Genomic DNA, 16935 nt, shown 5'->3' with positions numbered 1-16935 from the left:
CGCGAAGCGATGTTCTGAAAACATCCGCTGCCTCATCAACTTCAGACTCCCCTCGCGGTCCCCCTCAACGCTGGGGGTGAAAGTGACATTCTGGAAGCGTGCGTTGTCGTCTGGGAACTTATCCTCGAAATATTCGGACTGATACAAGCGCACCCAACGTCCGTAATCGACGTCGACATCTTGGGCGACTACCCACACCATTGGTGTGATGGCCGGATGCCCCCCCCAGATCAAAGGCCGCCGCCCTAAGATTACATACACCAAGGCGGATACCGCCGCGGTGATCGCCACTATGTCGGCCGTTGCCGCATATTGCGGTGCCCGCTTCGGATCGGGGGCGCTCGCCGAAAGGAATATCGCCTCGCCCATCGCTAGCCTGCAAGCCCGACGAGCTCCCAGCCGGCCTCCGAAACTTTGATCGCACGCACCGATTTAATCTGATCGTCGAGCCACTTGAGGTGCGCTGACCAAGTGTCTCGAATGCCGATATGGTCATATACGAGAATAGGCGCCTCGCCCTGGTCCGCTCGCTTGGCTTTGTCGGCCACATCGTTCAGCGTTTCAGCCGAGGGTATGCCGACGATCGGATAGGCCCAGACTGTTCGATCATCGAACAGTCTCACCGCAATCGCCCGATGCCTCCCGATGCCCTCTATCCTCCCGCCGATCTTCGCGACGTCGGCACGCAGCTTGCCGGTGATCGACATGTAGCGGGCTGCGATGCTCCGGCTCCGCAGCCGCTCAACCCGTGAGGCGATCGTCTCCGCGGTAGCGGCGACGATCGGGCCCGTCGGTCCCTGGAGCTCAGCGGCGTCGAGGTAGACGGTCTCTGCGAGATCGGTGAGCTTGGTCGGCTCGTGCTCCGGCCAGATAACCCGGAGCACCTGGATTTCCTTAGCTCGGGCCCGTCCGATCTCCTGGCGCGTCCAGCGGCTCTCAAAATAGCCGGGAGTGTCGAGCATCACCATAACGTCGCAATCGACGAGTCGGTGCCAGAGAACATCCTGGAATGGATCGCCAGGCCGAATGTCGTGCGTATCGAGAAAGACGTCGAACCCGCGGGAAATTAAGAGATCATGCAGCTGCAGGGCCGCCGCCGTGGATTCGACGCGCCGATAGCTGACGAAAACTCTTCGCTGTCGGCGCAGGAGACCGACAACCTCCAGGATCGCCGAGGCGAGCTCGTTCATCTCAGGATCATCATTGCGGCGGATAAGGCCGTTCGCTTCCCGAAGGATCTTCGGAATCTCAGCGCCAAAATTGGCGCCCGCCGCGATCGTGGGAATGATGGGCGCACTGGATATCACCAGGTCCAGCGCCACATCGGCGTCGACGATCGGGACCCCGCCAAAATAGACGGCCGCGAAGGCCGCACTTTTGTCACGCTCGGCCACGGTCACTGAATCGTGGATGAGAACGTCGTCCCCAAGGGCGAGTTCGAAATCCCCGACCATCCGGCGGATCGTCTCCGTCAGTATGGTCCGGTTCTGAGCGGACACAGCCCCGAGGATCGCAATCTCATAGAGGCTCATCGATGCCTCAGCGCCCCGCAGATTTCGCCGCCGCCTCGATCCATGCGGACAAGTTATTGTAGCCGTCGTTCAAAACCCAGTCGTAAGTGGGATAGATGCTGCTGAAGGGGACCTTCCTTCCACCCTGGGTCACGGACCAATAGTCCAACGGGTTCTCTCCCTGGATGTCCGCGCCATGCTGCGGGTCCTTTACCCGATGAATGTCGATCGCGAGCATGCCTTTCCCCAGTTCGTAACTCCGCTTGATTTCGTGCCGTACCCACGGCCGATCGTAGGTTTCGGTACCGAACAGGACTACCGTCACGGACGTCCCCGTCATCTGGTCCTCGATCCACTTTTCGATACCGCCGGCGCGACGTTTGGCTTCTTCGAACTCGGCCTTGTCATAGAACGGAGGCGCCTCACCCTTCGTACGCACCACCCACGAATTGCGGACCTGAACCACCCGTCTCACGTCGCGGTCGTAGTGGAAGCTGAAGAACACCTTGCGCGCCATGAAGCCCCCGAGAGTCGTTCGGTCCATTAACAGGGTGATGCAATTATGTCAGCGGCGACAGCCAGATCAGTCGAGCGGTAAGCCATGAGTCCGCGCTAAGGCTGTAAGCTCAGTCCGCTGGACCTCCGCTTCGTCCAGCTTTCCAGCCGCAGCCAGCGCATTCGCCAGCTTCAGCTTAGCCCTCTTGACGAAACCCGGCCTCAGATGGGGTCGGTCTGCCTCCATCAAAGCCACGCCCTCCCGAAGTTTGGCAAGACTCTGATTACGCAGCCACGGCAGGTGCCGTCCGACCATGAACTCGGCGTAAGCTAACTCAACAAGAGCCTCGCCGATCTCAGAGTCGGAAGCGTGAAGCTTCCGCCGAGTGCGCCACATGGCGCGATAATCGAGAAGCGCCTGCGGAACGAGCCATGGGCGTCCCAGCTGAGCCAGCTGCATGGTGGCGCTGGCACGAATGCCGAAGGCGCCTGAGGGATCCGCTGACTGCAGCTCGATCTGCTTCGTCGCCAAACGACGAGAGGCCTGAAAGCGCCGCCGTTGCCAGGAAGGTTGTTCAGAGTATTTCGCTATGGAGTAGGCCTCACTCGCGTAGGCACCATAGGGGAAATCGGACTCCACGATGAATCCGCGGTTCCTAAGGTCCACGCGAGTGTGGAAGGTCGCGAGCACCCCCAGCTCGAGCGGACCATGCAGCCTCAACCAGGCTGCCGAACTCGTCCACAGCTCGCACAGGCGTATCCACCTGACGGCTGTCGTCTGATCAACATCTTCCGCCGGCAATTGGGCAAGTTCCCGAAGCGCCAGCCACAGGCGCGAGAGCCGATCAACGAAAGTGCTCTCGCCTCCTTTGCCCGTTAGGTTGGCCTCTCGAAGAAGCAGATCGACGCGTGGAAGGGACAGAGGACCCTGCGCACCCGGCCTGTAGCCCGAAAGGAAGCTCAACCGGCTTGAGGCGACTTCCTCCTTCCAACGAAGGAACGAGCGATCATCCGACAGCCCGTCACGAAAGCCTCTCAAGTCGGGCGGTAGCTGCCCTTCCTTCGCTATATGCCGAAGCACCTCGATCACCCGACGTTCGACGTTTCTCTCGGACTCCGTGACCCATTGCCGGGGATCCGTAACTCGTTCGAGGAGGCGGAGCATCGCGCCAAGCTGATCGCTCGGGACGAAGTCGTCGGCTCGGAAGAAAATTACTGGAATGCGCCGCAAGCTGGCGTGGAAAAGCTCGATCTCGAGATATGTAACCGGGGAGGGACCGAGATCGTCGATCTCCACTTGCGAGCCAAGACGGCGAAAAAGGAGCACGATCATGAGGTCGGATTCGTGCAGCTCGCGAATGCACCGATCAATGATCGTGCGCCAGCCTTGAGAATCGAGACCGGGGCTCTTATACTCGGCGATCCACCGATCCAAATCATCCTCAAGCTGCAAAGCATTTATCTTTGCTCGAAGCTCAAGATAGCGTTCGTCACCCTCAGTGCGGCCTTCCTGGTTCACTGAAGCGATAAAGACCCGCTTGATCGGCTTATCGGTTCGCATCACCGTTCATCCCCAGTGGATAAGCACTTTACCGAGCTAGTCGCGGCGATAGCAAATCTTCCGGTAACCTTCGTCTGTTTGACAGGGCACTTCCGACGAGTCTTCTAAGCTTGGGGTCGCAGGTTCGAGTCCTGCCGGGCGCGCCAGATTTCCGCCATTTTCCTGTTACCTTTTTTGTCGCCAGGTAACGTATAGGTAACAAGGGAGCGGGATAAGGTGACATCTCCCGGCACCCCTCCGAACGAAAACGAAGCCTTGGCGGCGGGACGAATGGTCGGGAGCGGGTGCGCTCGAGCGCGCGAATGGGCTACTTTACGCCACCAGCTGGCACTCATGCAGCCCGAGGAAACTTCAGCGGCGGGAACCGGTCGCCGCTTGCAGCCGGCTGTGCGCATTGCCAAATCCCGCAAGCCGTCCCCTAAAGCTTCGTTCGAAAAGATTCTTACCAGCCGAGAACGCCGATGCATCTGCCCGTGGATTCGGGGTCACCCAATGAGCGCTGGCGCATCTCCTACGAGGATGAGGAGTCGCCGGACACCTACACATTCCGTGCGTTCGCTACGATTGGCTATCATCTGTGGCCGGCGATCGTAGCGACCGGGCTTGGCGGCAACACCTATTCACGGTGCATCCTGGCATCCAAGGCAATACTGACCTTCCTCCACTCGAAGGGGTATGAGGCGGAAATTTTGAAGGTGGTGTGTGATGTCTCGCGCCGTCGAGACGGTCGATTTGTCATCCCGAATACCGTTGCGCTTGGTCTGCCCGACGCCGATGCCGGCACTAACGGCCTGCACGTTGTCGTTCGCATGGCCGATCGGAACGGTAGGAAGTGGATCATAGACGGGAGCATCCGCCAAGCAGATCGACCCGCCTACTGGGAGAAGCCGCCGGAGATCATCATTGCGAGGGTCATCGACAGCCCGCCGGTGATGCACCCTGATGATTTTTACTTCCAGCAGGGCTATCATCCACTCGCCGCTGCGAGCACTGAGCAGACCGACGGCTCAATTCTCCTGTTCCAATGGGTCACGAAGGATGACGAAGCGGATAGCTGGACCGGCACGCCCGACGCTGCGGAGGACCGCGCGGAGAAACTGTCGAAGCGCCTGAATAGCGCTTGGCGCCGAACCCCACCCCCGCGCTGATGAAATGGCGGCAAAGCTTGTCGCCCTTGCCGCGCTTCACCATTAGCGGGTGCCGCGTCAGCGTGGCGCCGCCACCATTGGACCAAATTGGCTCCGCGGGAGGTCGCCACATTTTCCCGCTAAGTAGTTGCTATAAATGCAAGTTCCCGCTCGCTCCAGATGGCACTCCCCACACTTTACCCCACACGATCTGCAGCTCGCGCGTAACCTTCGTGAATAGGCGTGACGAGGCTATATGGCGCCGTCTCAGATTGTGGAGTTTACGAACGTGACGAGCACCTCCGCGGCATCTGGAGAGGGGGAGAGCGGGCTCAAGCTTCTGGACGTGCTTCGCGGGCCGGATAGGTCTGCAATGCTCTGTCCTCGATCCTGAGCCAGAGGTGCTCGTGACATAGCTGGCTCACAGTAACATTAGATCGTGATGCAGGTTGTACAAGTGATCGTTTATCCAGCGTGCTGCACCTGCCTGTTGAAAGGACGCCTCCGGGCTTGAGGCGGTCTGATACCACTCATCGCGTTGCGGTGCGATCGACGCCGAAGTGGGCTGCGCGCTCGATGCATAGTCGCTCAGCTGGAACAAGTCGACAATGCTATATCGAGATCCATCTGCAAATTGGAATAGGTCGAAGTGGTAGTAGATGTCCCTAGTTGATGCGTCCCCGTGCGTTCCCTTGTAGACGACATTGCTACTGTCGTACTCCTCCGCTGCGCCACCATCGTAAAATACTAACACCTCTGAGGCCGCCATGTCTCCAGGAACATGAATGTAGTAGAATATCTCCGCGTATAGTTCTCCAAAGGAGATCGTGTCGCCCGTCGCGTTGACCTTAATCGAAAATGCACCCGTTCGATACGCCCAGTTACCAATACCGGACTCCGTGTAGGTCCAGATCAGCGACACATCGGCAGGCATTAGATCAACGAACTTTATGGTGTCGTTCTGACGCGCTGCAATCCAAGCCTTGCCGGATGATTGCGGAATAAAGAGGCCATCCACGAAATCTTGGCCAAACCCGGATCTGAACTCAAGGGTAATTGCAGCGGTTCCGCTCAGAGTGAACCGGTCGTTCCCCGCAGCTCCGTCTACGATATACGCACCACCCGATATCGTAATGAGGTCGTCGCCCTCCGTGCCGTAAACACGCTCAATAAGTCTGAGCCCCAAGCTGCTCGGGTTGAATGTAGCACCGAGAGGCTTGCCGGTAGTCGCATCAACTCCGGCGGTTAGAACCGCCGTATCGAATCCCGCGCCGCCGTCCACCTTGGTATCGGACGTGTCGAAGACGAGGTAGTCGTTACCGCCATTGCCAAAAAGCTGATCCGCTCCTTTTCCTCCATACAGAAAGTCGACGCCGCCGCTGCCCTTAAGTACATCGTTGCCGGAGAGGCCGAACATCAATGAGGTTTTGAGGTCAGTACGACTACTGAGGTCCATGGTGTCCACAGCACCATTTTGGTCGCCTAGCCGTACGATGTCCACGTCCCGCTTATAGCTATAGCTATAGTTCTGCTTGAACTCGGAAAAGCCCGGATCCACACCGGAGATTAGTGTGGCGGCATAAGAAACCTGAAGGTTGCTAGTTGCTCCAATTTCCCTCGCGACTTGGTTCTGTATGCCGACTATGGGCCCATCGAAGTCGTACGATGCTCCATTCATCGCTGCCTGACCGCCGGCCGGATCAGCGAACGTAGGGTTCGACATGTGAGCCAGTTCATGCGCAATGGTCAGCTCAGCCTTTTCCGGAACCATCTCCCCCTTTTTATTGAAATAGTGAAACCTTGAAATCGCGTCATAGTTGAAGCCCATTTGCGGCAGCACGGTCGCGACGGCATAGCCCGGATTATTGGGGGCAGATTGAGATATTCTAATCAATCCTGACGCTGACAGCTGGTCCAGCATGCCTCGTGCTGTAGCTGATGTGGTGTAAAGCGACTCAAGATAGGTTTGGGTCTTGTCCTTGTCAGGCACCGAGAATGTAGGACTTGTCGCCTCTCCTGCGGGAAGGGTCCAAGTGTCTGGATAGCCATAGAAGCGAAGCTTTTGCGAGACATCCACCCACGCCATTATCTAATCCCCCCAATTTCGATTGGAACCAATATATTGGGCTGAGCATCCTCCACGAGAAAGAAGCGCTCCGCGCGAGCCGTAAGAATATGCGCGCATCTTGTACCTGCGTACGGCTCCATTAAGCAGAGCCTGTTCCCGCGTAGCTCGAAGGTGCCGCTCACTTGCCGGCGGTGCGCTGACAGCTGGTAATGTCCATTTGCCTCGAACGTCGTAGTGCTCTCAACATCGGCAAGGGTGCGCATGCGGATTTGCCTACCCTTGAACATTCGGCTGAGCTCGTCGGCAGATAAGTACGTGAGATCGGCCACGGCCGAGCGAGCTTCAGGACGGGCAAATGGGGAGACACGGAGTTCTGATACCGGTAGAGGAACTGATCCCGGCGCTGCCGCGGAGATCATCGGGCCGTCAGCAGGCGGGTACGAACACCCCAGGATCGCGATCGCTAGCAACGCAGTAGATCGCACACCCACCCCCCCCCTGACCGCGAGGATAGACGCCCTAAGCCGTTTCCCAAGCGTTACGATTGATGGAGCCCAGCCGGTAAACTGTCAACGAACGAGTTCTGCGGTCTTTACGTACACGCGACCCGGCCGGGGTAGCCGCTCAAGTTCTCCAGCCTCGCAAGATGCGCCCCGGAAGCGCGCCAAGCCCCTTCGTTGCGCCGGAAGTACCGACAATGGCGGGACAGCCGACCCGAGAGAAGTAGAGCACCGCTCCGAAGCGAAAGAGGCTCGCCCACCGGCAATCGAACGGACTTGCCTCATACGCAGCGCGGGAACGATCAGGATGTCACCCCCTATCAGCCCCCATCCCGAACCGCTCTCCGGCATTGAACGAGCCGTGCCAGCTCACAAGCTTGTGGATCGGAATAGCCGCCTGGACATGGGTCCGGGTGGTGTCCAGGCTCGAGATGACGATCAGGACGCGCCCCCTTCGGGTTCCCTCTCGATAAGCGCCCGGAGACACTTGATGAGCAGCGGTAAATAGACATGTGCGCGGGCAGGATCTGGACGACGCGCTCCAGCTCGCGCTGCTTGGCGGGCGGCAGATGGTCGAATCCGTACGCATCGGGTCCGATCCTAAGCATTAGCCGCTGCTCTGGCGAGAGTGGCCCGTGGGCGGCTTGCCCGCCCGCCGGCAGTGAACTTGGCTGGTTCAGAACCAACGTTCCCACCAGCGCAGCTTCCGGCCATTTATTTGGCGGCCGATTTTGTAGAGCGCCTCGGCGATGTGTCGCTCAAGTTGACGAGGGGTCAGGCGGATGCGCTCGGCGATCTCCGATAGGACAAGCCGTTAACTCGGCAGGCGAGGGATATCGAGCGCTGGCGCCTCGGCAGGCTCAGAATGGCTAGATCAAGTCGCCGCAGCAGCTCGGGTTCGTAAATGTCGGTCATGGCGACGATCCTCTCGGGAGCCGGCAACGCTCCCCCGCCGCCGGTGCTCTTCGGGGTCAGGCGGCTTGGGCCAGGTCGGCGGGAAGCGCGGCCGTGTCCGGCGCTGCGGCCGTCATCAGGCCCGCAATCTGCTCGGCGGCTGACCGTGCCGACGCCGCCGCGCAGGGTGTACGCGGCTGGCGGGAACGCCATCCATCTCGGCACCTATCCGTCCACCTTGGCCCTGTCATTCTCTCCGCTGAGGCAGTCGCGGATGATGCGCCGCTTCCCCCTGCCATTCGCCGCCGCATTGGCCTGCGCCGCCGTCTCCCCCGCAACTTCGGCAGGATGCGGTCCAGCACCTCGCGGTCCTTGATCAGGGCCAGCAACGCCTCGTCAGGTTGCCAGACGTTCGCCATGTCGATGCTGAGCTGCCCGAGCGCCTCGACGATGACGCTGCCGGCCTCCAGCGCCTCGGCCATGACAACGGCCAAGATGTCGAGCGACGCCTGGTCGGACAGGGTCAGCAGGCGCGTGAACAGGCCAGCTAGGCCGTGCTCACCTTCATAGCCGCCGATCACGGTCGGCACCTCGGGGCGGAGGCCGATCAGGTTGAGCGCGGCCCGGCACCGGACATCAAACACCGCCTCGCTCGGGCAGGTCTCGACGCTCTCCCCGATTGCATCGCTGTGCGCCCGCTGCGGCTCCGGGCTGACCCGGAAGAGAGTTGAGCCGACGATCGCATGCGCCACCATCAAGCGCAGCGCCACTGCTGGACGCGCCACCACCTCGGACCGCACTGCCGCATGCCGGTGGAAACATTTTCAGGGACCGGTACGATGGCAGAGGCGATCATCTTAGCTTTGGGATTGGTGCTCAGCCGAGCCGTACCCCACCTTCCTGCGATCATCTGGACCCTGCGGTGTCCCGCCGACAGCCCTCACTACAGGCACCCGCCGCCGCGCCTCTTCAGGCGCTGAGCAGGCCGCGCGCCCTCCCGACACCATCAGAAGGGGTGAGCAGCCGCATCCCGATTGAACCGCTCGCGTAGGGAGCGGACGGTGTCGCATATTCGCAACCAGCGCGCGAGCCCGTTGCGCCAGCCGGGCGGTCGCTCAGCTACGAAGGCGGCTAAATTCGCCTCCTTCGACGAGGAGGATACGAGCTAACCGCCCCTGGCGGCCAATTGGTGCACTGCGCTATGCAGGAGCTGACCCTGAAGCTGGGTTATCGGCCAGAGGAAAATCCCGTTAACTCAGCCCCCACCGCTTAGCCTCCGGGCGATCTCCGACGCCTTGTCGGAATTCGCTCGCCGCCGCTTGATCGCCACCCTCGCCGTGCCAGGGACTGCCGCGTTATGCTGCGCGAGAGCTTCAGCCTGCCAGCCGATATATTTCTGAATGTCCGCCACCTGTTCATTGATGTAACCCTCGGCATCCGCCGTGGCGCTCCCCCGCACTTCCATGCCGACGATCACCCGGTTGCCTCGCACTTCACCGCGCGGCGGGCTCATATCGAACTGGTTCGGCTGCAACTCGAACAGCACGGCGTCGCCCTCGAAGGGAATCGCCTTTGTGATGCGGAACCCATCCACCGTGGCGCGATCGCCGAACACGTCTTGGACATCAAGACGGGTCGGCTGAGCATCGCCCTTGGCGGCATCAAGATTCAGCTCCAGCGGCGTCGCCTTGCAGCGCTCCACGATCATGGCGACCAGCTCTTCGTCGGATTTCGACGCGAATTCGGAGTCGCGAAGCTTGTCGACCTCAGCCGAGACATTCGTCTCGAGATTATGCCGGAGCGCGTCCGACAGCGTTGCGCGGCGAAAGCCGGAATAGAACAGCAACTCACCCAAAACGGCCACTCGCCCCTCCCTCGATTAGGGCCGATCACATGGGGATCGGCACCACCCATTTCGAGCACCTCGGCAGGTGAAATTTACAGCAGTAGCCCTCACCGGGAGCGTGACGGGGCGCGCCACGGGGAACTGCAGGGAGCAGGCCGGAGCATCTCCTCTCGAATCTTCCCGATCATCAATGGCTGATTGCTGGCCCCCGGCACGGCGCCGATCAACCCGGCTCGCTTCCGTGTGGCGCGTGTGCAACTCCGCCCTATCGGGTGCCAGCTGGGTGACGGCCGCCCCATTGACCCTCGCCATGCTCTCCTCACTAGCCACAGAAGCCCTACTCCATCGACGGAGAGGGAAGCCGAAAATCAGGTATTCACAAATCTCATTGAACGCTGTCGCGCCCTCCTCGGACTAGGCGCGGGCCTGGGTGCCGCTCGTGGCTTCCGGCGGGCCGTCTGTTTGGGGGCCGTCAATACCGAAGATGCGGAACCTGGCATTTCGCTCCGTCGATAGACAGGTATTCGCGCAATAAGCGTCAAGCGAGATCGTCAGTCACGCCAAACGAAGTCGCCCTGGATCGGGTATCCACCGACGTCTATGTAGTCCGCGTCACTGATGTCCAGCCGATCGAGGTCGATCCGTAGCACGCGACCGTCGATGCTGGCGGTGTGGTAATAATAGCGTTCCTGCGGGTCCACGCCAGACGTGTGCCCCTGCTGCTTCTTCTGAGGCTTCGTAGTTCCCGACGTGATTTGGATGGTTTTCACTACCTTGCGGGCTGCAATGTCAAAAACGGTAAGAAAACTGTCGTCATGATTCGTGATAATCCCCAGGCCGCGGCCCCGTGCCACGCGCGTATGGCCGCACCCCTTGCCGGCATCGAGCCGATCGACGACCTCCATCCGGTGTCGGTTGATCACGTACAGGCTACCCTCGGCTGAACCGAAATAGACGTGTGCGTCATCGGGCGCCCGATCCGAGTGGTGGCCGCCGGCATTCGGCAGCGCCTGGAGGGGGACGGGCAGGAAGAGCTGGCTCGTCACGGCGAAGCGGCCCGCTTGTTCCTCAAGTCGGAGGAGCGAGGGGGGAGTGCGCGAGAACTGATTGCCCTCGCAGACGGCGTACCAGCGCCCATTTTCGCCCGGATATCGAAGAATGTGGTGGATCGAAGTTGGCACGTTCACCGACCACAAGGGCTGGCTCGCGCCGACGTCGTAGACCTGTAGACGACGGGTGATTCGATTTAGCTGAAAGAAGCGCGTTCCTTCGTCGAGCCAGGCCGGGTGACCGGTGGCAAGTTGCCCGCCAAAGTCGATGCTCGGATTCTCTGCAGGCGATAGTGCCTCGCCGCTGCCGACCACTTCGAGCACTTTTGGTGGGCCCGAAACGTCGATGACCGAAGTAAGTGCTCTGTTGCCGCCACTTACCAGAGCTAGGGGACGGCTCGGGTGGGGTGTGGTGGAGCGGGGCGTATGGCGAAGCTCCAGTGTATGCTCCACGGTGAGGCTCGCCAGCTTGATGACGCTCATCGCTTCGTCACGCCGGGTGCTCGCGAAGAGAAGATCGGGTCCAACCCTGTCGACGGGATAAGGGCCACTGCCCGTCCCGATATCGTGAAGTTGCTTCCATGACGTCAGGTCGACGACGACAACGCGACCGCCGTCGTTATCGCCAAAAAAGGCGAGCGAGGGTTCAGAAGGCGCATTCATGAGCGGTATCCTCGAAGAGTAACTCCAGCAGCGGAGCGAGAAGGACGGCTGCTTGCTCTGAGCAGCATCCTTGGTTTGGCTCGCCGATGCGAGTCGTAATTATGTGCTCACTTGGCCCGTTCCGGTCCTGCACAGGCCCGCCGGAGAAGCCCGTTCAGGCGGCAAGTGGAAGCGGCAGCCGCGTCTCGATGCAGGGTCGGCTCAGAGACGTAGCGAGATCGCCGGAAACGACAGACTTAGCGCAAGCGGCCACTGTGCAGCAGCGTGCGCGGCTCGTCACCGGCCCTGACGGGCCTGAACTTGGCTACGGGGCTGGTCCGCTTCTGAAACCCGGACCTCTAGAACGGCCGCTGGTGGAGCGTTTCAATTATGTCGACTTCGTCGCCGGCCTCTGCACGAGGAGCAACAGCGCGGCACCTGATTCCGCCACAGACGCTGACCTTTATCTTGACTCTTTACCGAACGTTCGTTCTAGTGACTGCGAAGGGAAGCGGCCATGTTCCACATACGAAGTTACGACCATATCGGGGTGCGCGTCACCGATCGTGAGCGCGCCGCAGCTTTCTACGCGAGGCTAGGCTTCCGGCCTGAGCCGAACGAGGACTCGCCTCACTACAGCGCGCTGGGTCTCATCAACGATGCGGGCGTACGCATCAACCTAGTCTATAACGGCACGCCGCATCCTGAACGCAACGTGCTCATGGACACGTCCGCAAAATGGCCAGGCTACACGCATTACGCCGTTCTCGTAGACAGCCTGGAAGCCGTCTTGGACTGGGCTGAGCGCGAAGGAATCGCCATCACCGAAGGTCCGGTGGTCATTGGTGATCGCAGAACCGTCGCATTCATCCGCGACCCGGACGGCAACGTTATCGAGTTCGATGAACTTCTACCGGAGGCTGGGGCATGACGCGGACGTTGCACGGTCATCCACTTTCGGGGAACACGCACAAGGTCCGGCTGCTCCTCGGCTTCCTGAACCTTGGCTATGATGAGGTCGCGATCGACATACCCCGGGGTGAGCAGCGGCAGCCCGAGTTTCTCGCCATCAATCCGATGGGACAGGTGCCTGTGCTCACCGATGAGGACGGCACGCGTATTCACGACAGCCAAGCCATTCTGCTCTACCTCGGTTCCCGTTACGCGTCAGGGAATTGGTGGCCTCAGGCCGCTGTCGAGCAGGGAAAGGTGGCGCAGTGGCTCTCCTTCGCTGCGAACGAGGTTCAAAACGGGCTCAATATGGCGCGCCTTCACTTCCTTCTTGGTGCGCCCGTCGATCTCGAAGCTGCTCAGGCTATCGGGCGTCGATCACTCGCCTTGCTGGACCACCAACTTTCGGGGCGAGAGTGGCTGGAGACCCCACACCCTACCGTGGCGGACTGCGCACTTTTCCCCTATGTCGCGCTCGCACCCGAAGGAAAGGTCATGGTGGACGACTATCCTGCCGTTTCCCGCTGGATGCGGCGTATCCGAGAGCTGCCTGGCTTCTCGACCATGCCTGGTATCTGATGCCGGCCACGCTCCAGCCGAAGTCGCAGATCTTGAACAGCCTCGTCAGGGCCTTCCGCAGGAATGGCTATGATGGTGCGAGCTTGTCTCGCCTCTCGGACGAGACGGGGCTCAAGCGGGCGAGTCTCTACCATCACTTTCCCGGAGGCAAGGAAGAGATGGCCCGCGCGGTGCTGATTTCCGCCAACACCAATTTCCAAGAAGCCGTGTTGGGAGCATTGGACCAGCCGGGAACACCGAAACAGCGGCTAGTCGCCATGGCGGCAGCGCTCTCGAATTTCTACGACGGCGGTAAGGAAACCTGCCTACTCGCGCTGATGACGACCGGAGAGGGGCGCGAGGTGCTCGCTCCCCAGGTGCGGGAGGGGTTGACAGGATGGATCAACACTTTGGCATCGGTGCTCGAGCAAGCGGGGCAGCCCCAAGCATCGGCTCGTGAGCGAGCGCAGGACGCTGTCGCCCGTGTCCAGGGAGCTCTCGTTCTTTCGCGCGGGCTTGGAGATACCAAGGCGTTCGAGCGCCTCGTCGCGCGCCTTCCGCACGATCTTCTGGCGTGAGGTGGTCGGAAATCCGGCAAGAAGTGCCTCGAAGCGAGTGTCCGCCCCTAGTGCCCTGGACAGCCTCCTCCAACGGCCGCTACTGGCGAGAAGCGGAGCCGGCGGCTGTCTCGACTGCTTAGTTGCGAGGTACGTCCCTGAACTTCCATTCCTGATTTCCTCAGACATACCCTCGAGGGTGACGGAGGCAGCGCCCGCAAGCGATGCGGAGCGAAAGGTTCGTGATGCAGCCCTCGCCGGCACCTTGGGACCGGGATGGACCCCTTGGGCCCACAATGCGATGCCCAGGGACGGAATCGAAGCACTCAGCTAAACCGCTTTCTAGGCCGGAAGTTTCGGAAGCGGCATAAGTCGGTGCCCCCAGAAGTACCCCCAGATCGAAATCTGACAGCGGTTGGATTCCTGATTGCGATGAAGCGAAATCTGGCTGCGGCAGAGCGACGATCACCGCCGACCCTCGTTGCCGGTGAAGTCAGAGCGATGCGAAACAACGATGGCGGTGGAGGACGCCACGATGAGGCCTGCGAGCAGAATGGCCGCTGGCCGAGCTTCAGACCAGAGTATGACGGGCATCGAGATAACCGCCACCCTGCTCGTCAAGTTGGACTATAACATCGACGCCGCTCACCATCTCGACGCCTGGGCGGGCCACGACCTGAAGTACAGCCTGATCGCCGAGGCCATGGGCGGGCTGGTAGCACAGGGATGCCGTCCGCTAGCCTGATCAATCGCTGAATTGCGTGGGCTCGGGAGTTCGAGGTCGTGACGCACCCACCTCGAGTCAGAGGATGCTTGGGCGCGCAACATCGCGTCGGACCATCTCGGATGCCAACTGGTATAGGAACTGCCGCGGCTGGCCGGTGATGAAGTCACGTACGCGGGGTCCGAACGGTCCGCGTAGGAGATCGTCGAATTTATCCGGCCGATACCTGGTGATCGACCCGAAAAAGTAGGTGGCAGCGTACATCGAGAGTAGCTGTGGCAGACTTGGTGCCTCCGCAGGCGGGCAAAGGTACAGGTAATATCTCCGATACGGAGGTATCAGCATGACTGTCATCCAGAGATGGTGGCGGACACGCTGAACGAGCAGGTCGAGTTCGGCGAGCGGCGCGGGGGCGATATAGTGCAGCGGTGTACGCTCGCGCAGGATCACGCGAGCTGGATCGCCGCCGGTCAGCAGTTCGAAGTCCACCAGCCCAGAATGGTCCAGCACGTCCTGTGCCGAGATCCCGAAGCGCGCGATATCGTCGGCCAACATCTCGATTTCCAGCCACATCGTCTTGGACGCCGGGTCGTGCCGGAAGTTTGCGGACCGCAGCTCGAAGAAGCGCTCCTCCTCGCCGCTTGCCTCGACCCACAGGCGGTGCCCAGACAGGATCTGGGGCGCGATGGCCGACATCGGGTAGGTGGTGCCTGTGCTGACCGGGGATCCTGTGAGGACGGCGGTCATCTCGTCGAAGATCTGTGGTTTGAAGGCGCCGGCCGAGCTGGTGTGACTGGACTTGGTCTCTAGGAACGCGTCGGCGAAGTCATAAACGTTGTTGGGGCTGTGAGCCACTAGGCCGTGGCTGCCGCCGGCTAGCGTTTCGTGGGGTCCGCGGGTGAGGCAGTAGGTCTTCGCCGCGTTGAGGCAGCTGTAGTAGAGCGCGACCGGCCGCGCCGCCTCGTTCCCTGATCCTGTGCCGACCTCGAAGAACGCCTGCGCCTGGGTCAGGCAGGCCAGCGCCTCGGTTCGGCGGGTGGCCGGGCACTCGTTCTCCACCACCTGCCGGATAATGCCCCAGGGATCGATGGCGAACAGACGCGTCTGCGGGACCACGCCATGCGCCGACGAGCGCGATGGCCAGAAGGAGAAGTCCACGGCCCGGCCGTTGAAGGTGACGGGGTGGCCACGCGGATCTGGGGACGACATCGATGATCCTCGGTTGCTCGGGTGACCTTCGAGACAAGTGCCACGAGGCGCTCGGCTGCCAGCGAGATTCATGCTTGTTTAGCGAGCGATGAAGATGTGGTGACGTCGTAGGCCTTCTGCGTCCATCCTGAAAGTGGACCGTTTCCGGAAGAGCGCGGTCACCTCGACGCGGTTGCGCGGCGGGCGTCAGATCGTAGAACGTGTTCAAAGAGGGGAGCAAGATGGCAGGCAAGCATGAGGACCTTCCGGTCGGCGACGTGGAGTTGGATCGTGAGAATCCGCGGATCCGGCGTTCGCTGGAGGTCTGGGAGGGTGAGGTCTCCGACGACGTCATCGCGCTTGCCCTCGACGTTGCCGGTAGCGGCGACGACGCGATCAACGCGGGGACGACCTCGCCGGAGAAGCTGCGCAACTCGATCCTAGCCAACGGGCGCATCTCCCAGCCGATCATCGTGAACCGGCGGCCGGATGGAAGCCTGGTCTGCATAGAGGGCAACACCCGCCTCTGGATCTACCGCACCTTCCTCGCCGAGAATGTGGAAGGCGACTGGTCGACAATCCCCGCTATCGTCCACGACGCGCTTGAGGGTTTCGCGATCGACGCGATCCGTCTGCAGGCGCATCTGGTCGGGCCGCGGCCATGGGACGCCTACTCGAAGGCCAAGTACCAGTGGGAGCTGCACTACAAACATATGATGCCGATCGACCGTCTGGTGGATCTATGTGGTGGAGACAGACGCGACGTTCAGAAGTCGATCAACGCCTACGCCGACATGGAGAACCACTTTCGGCCGTTGCACGAGCCGGGCGAGGACTACGACGTCCAGCGCTTCAGCGGCTTCGTTGAGCTCCAGAACAACAAGGTGAAGACGTCCGTCCTCAAGGCCGGCTTCACGTTGAGCGACTTCGCGGGTTGGTTGAAGGGCGGCGTCAAGGCCAAGATCCCTAACCTCGCCGGCGTCAGGCAGCTGCCCCGGGTTCTTGACGACAGACGCGCGCGCGACGTCTTCAAAAAGAAGAACATCCGAGCCGCTCTCGACATCCTCGAGAAGCCGGAGATCAATTCGGACCTGCGGGACGCCACCATAGGGCAGCTCGCAAGGACGCTCACGGAGAAAATCGGCAACATCTCACTGAACGAGATACAGCGTCTGCGCGCCGACCCGGATGACGATATGGTGCGCTACGTACTGGATGCACTGGAGGCGCTGGAGAACTTCAGCAAGGAACTGAACGTCTAGCG

Annotated in this window: 14 protein-coding genes and 1 pseudogene; 6 read left to right on the top strand and 9 right to left on the bottom strand. The window is 61.0% G+C overall.

Annotation, left to right across the window (positions count from 1 at the left end; translation table 11 throughout):
- The 4 genes and pseudogenes from VF631_RS07830 to VF631_RS07815 all read right to left on the bottom strand — a co-directional run.
- A pseudogene (locus VF631_RS07830) lies at positions 1-369 on the bottom strand (hypothetical protein); the annotation flags it as partial.
- 2 nt (positions 370-371) lie between these two features.
- The gene (locus VF631_RS07825; protein ID WP_431849729.1) at positions 372-1532 is read right to left on the bottom strand and encodes a toll/interleukin-1 receptor domain-containing protein; all 1161 of its coding nucleotides are present in this window, start codon (positions 1530-1532) and stop codon (positions 372-374) included.
- Between the two features lie 7 nt (positions 1533-1539).
- The gene (locus VF631_RS07820) at positions 1540-2028 is read right to left on the bottom strand and encodes a TIR domain-containing protein (protein WP_431849727.1); all 489 of its coding nucleotides are present in this window, start codon (positions 2026-2028) and stop codon (positions 1540-1542) included.
- A gap of 66 nt (positions 2029-2094) precedes the next feature.
- A complete protein-coding gene (locus VF631_RS07815; protein WP_431849726.1) occupies positions 2095-3567 on the bottom strand; it encodes a hypothetical protein in 1473 nt (490 codons plus the stop codon).
- 461 nt (positions 3568-4028) lie between these two features.
- Between VF631_RS07815 and VF631_RS07810 the strand changes: the two genes are divergently transcribed.
- The gene (locus VF631_RS07810; RefSeq protein ID WP_431849725.1) at positions 4029-4715 is read left to right on the top strand and encodes a hypothetical protein; all 687 of its coding nucleotides are present in this window, start codon (positions 4029-4031) and stop codon (positions 4713-4715) included.
- A 400-nt stretch (positions 4716-5115) separates the two neighbouring features.
- Here the strand turns inward: VF631_RS07810 and VF631_RS07805 are convergent, their stop codons facing one another.
- From VF631_RS07805 to VF631_RS07790, 4 genes are all read right to left on the bottom strand, one after another.
- Complete coding sequence (locus tag VF631_RS07805; protein WP_431849724.1) at positions 5116-6780, bottom strand: hypothetical protein; 1665 nt, start codon at positions 6778-6780, stop codon at positions 5116-5118.
- A gap of 1453 nt (positions 6781-8233) precedes the next feature.
- Complete coding sequence (locus tag VF631_RS07800; RefSeq protein ID WP_431849723.1) at positions 8234-8941, bottom strand: hypothetical protein; 708 nt, start codon at positions 8939-8941, stop codon at positions 8234-8236.
- A gap of 470 nt (positions 8942-9411) precedes the next feature.
- Positions 9412-10020 (bottom strand): hypothetical protein, encoded by a 609-nt coding sequence (locus tag VF631_RS07795; RefSeq protein ID WP_431849722.1) that lies wholly within the window; start codon positions 10018-10020, stop codon positions 9412-9414.
- 533 nt (positions 10021-10553) lie between these two features.
- Positions 10554-11714, bottom strand: coding sequence for a YncE family protein (locus VF631_RS07790; RefSeq protein ID WP_431849721.1), 1161 nt, complete (start codon positions 11712-11714; stop codon positions 10554-10556).
- 496 nt (positions 11715-12210) lie between these two features.
- Between VF631_RS07790 and VF631_RS07785 the strand changes: the two genes are divergently transcribed.
- The 4 genes from VF631_RS07785 (at position 12211) to VF631_RS07770 (ending at position 14504) form a co-directional block, all read left to right on the top strand.
- A complete protein-coding gene (locus tag VF631_RS07785; RefSeq protein WP_431849720.1) occupies positions 12211-12624 on the top strand; it encodes a VOC family protein in 414 nt (137 codons plus the stop codon).
- Complete coding sequence (locus tag VF631_RS07780) at positions 12621-13223, top strand: glutathione S-transferase family protein (RefSeq protein WP_431849719.1); 603 nt, start codon at positions 12621-12623, stop codon at positions 13221-13223. The genes VF631_RS07785 and VF631_RS07780 overlap by 4 nt, the downstream gene beginning before the upstream one ends.
- Complete coding sequence (locus VF631_RS07775) at positions 13223-13780, top strand: TetR/AcrR family transcriptional regulator (RefSeq protein ID WP_431849718.1); 558 nt, start codon at positions 13223-13225, stop codon at positions 13778-13780. The genes VF631_RS07780 and VF631_RS07775 overlap by 1 nt, the downstream gene beginning before the upstream one ends.
- Before the next feature lie 532 nt (positions 13781-14312).
- Positions 14313-14504 (top strand): hypothetical protein, encoded by a 192-nt coding sequence (locus VF631_RS07770; RefSeq protein ID WP_431849717.1) that lies wholly within the window; start codon positions 14313-14315, stop codon positions 14502-14504.
- Between the two features lie 57 nt (positions 14505-14561).
- Here the strand turns inward: VF631_RS07770 and VF631_RS07765 are convergent, their stop codons facing one another.
- Positions 14562-15692, bottom strand: a complete 1131-nt coding sequence (locus VF631_RS07765) for a YaaC family protein (protein ID WP_431849716.1) — start codon at positions 15690-15692, stop codon at positions 14562-14564.
- Between the two features lie 221 nt (positions 15693-15913).
- On the opposite strand from VF631_RS07765, the gene VF631_RS07760 reads away from it, so the two are divergent.
- Complete coding sequence (locus VF631_RS07760; protein WP_431849715.1) at positions 15914-16933, top strand: ParB N-terminal domain-containing protein; 1020 nt, start codon at positions 15914-15916, stop codon at positions 16931-16933.
- Positions 16934-16935: the final 2 nt, after the last annotated feature.

It is taken from the genome of Allosphingosinicella sp. (genome assembly GCF_036387615.1).
Taxonomy (GTDB): Bacteria; Pseudomonadota; Alphaproteobacteria; order Sphingomonadales; family Sphingomonadaceae; genus Allosphingosinicella.
Note: the sequence above shows the minus strand (reverse complement) of the source record. Positions and strands in the feature narration are given on the sequence as shown.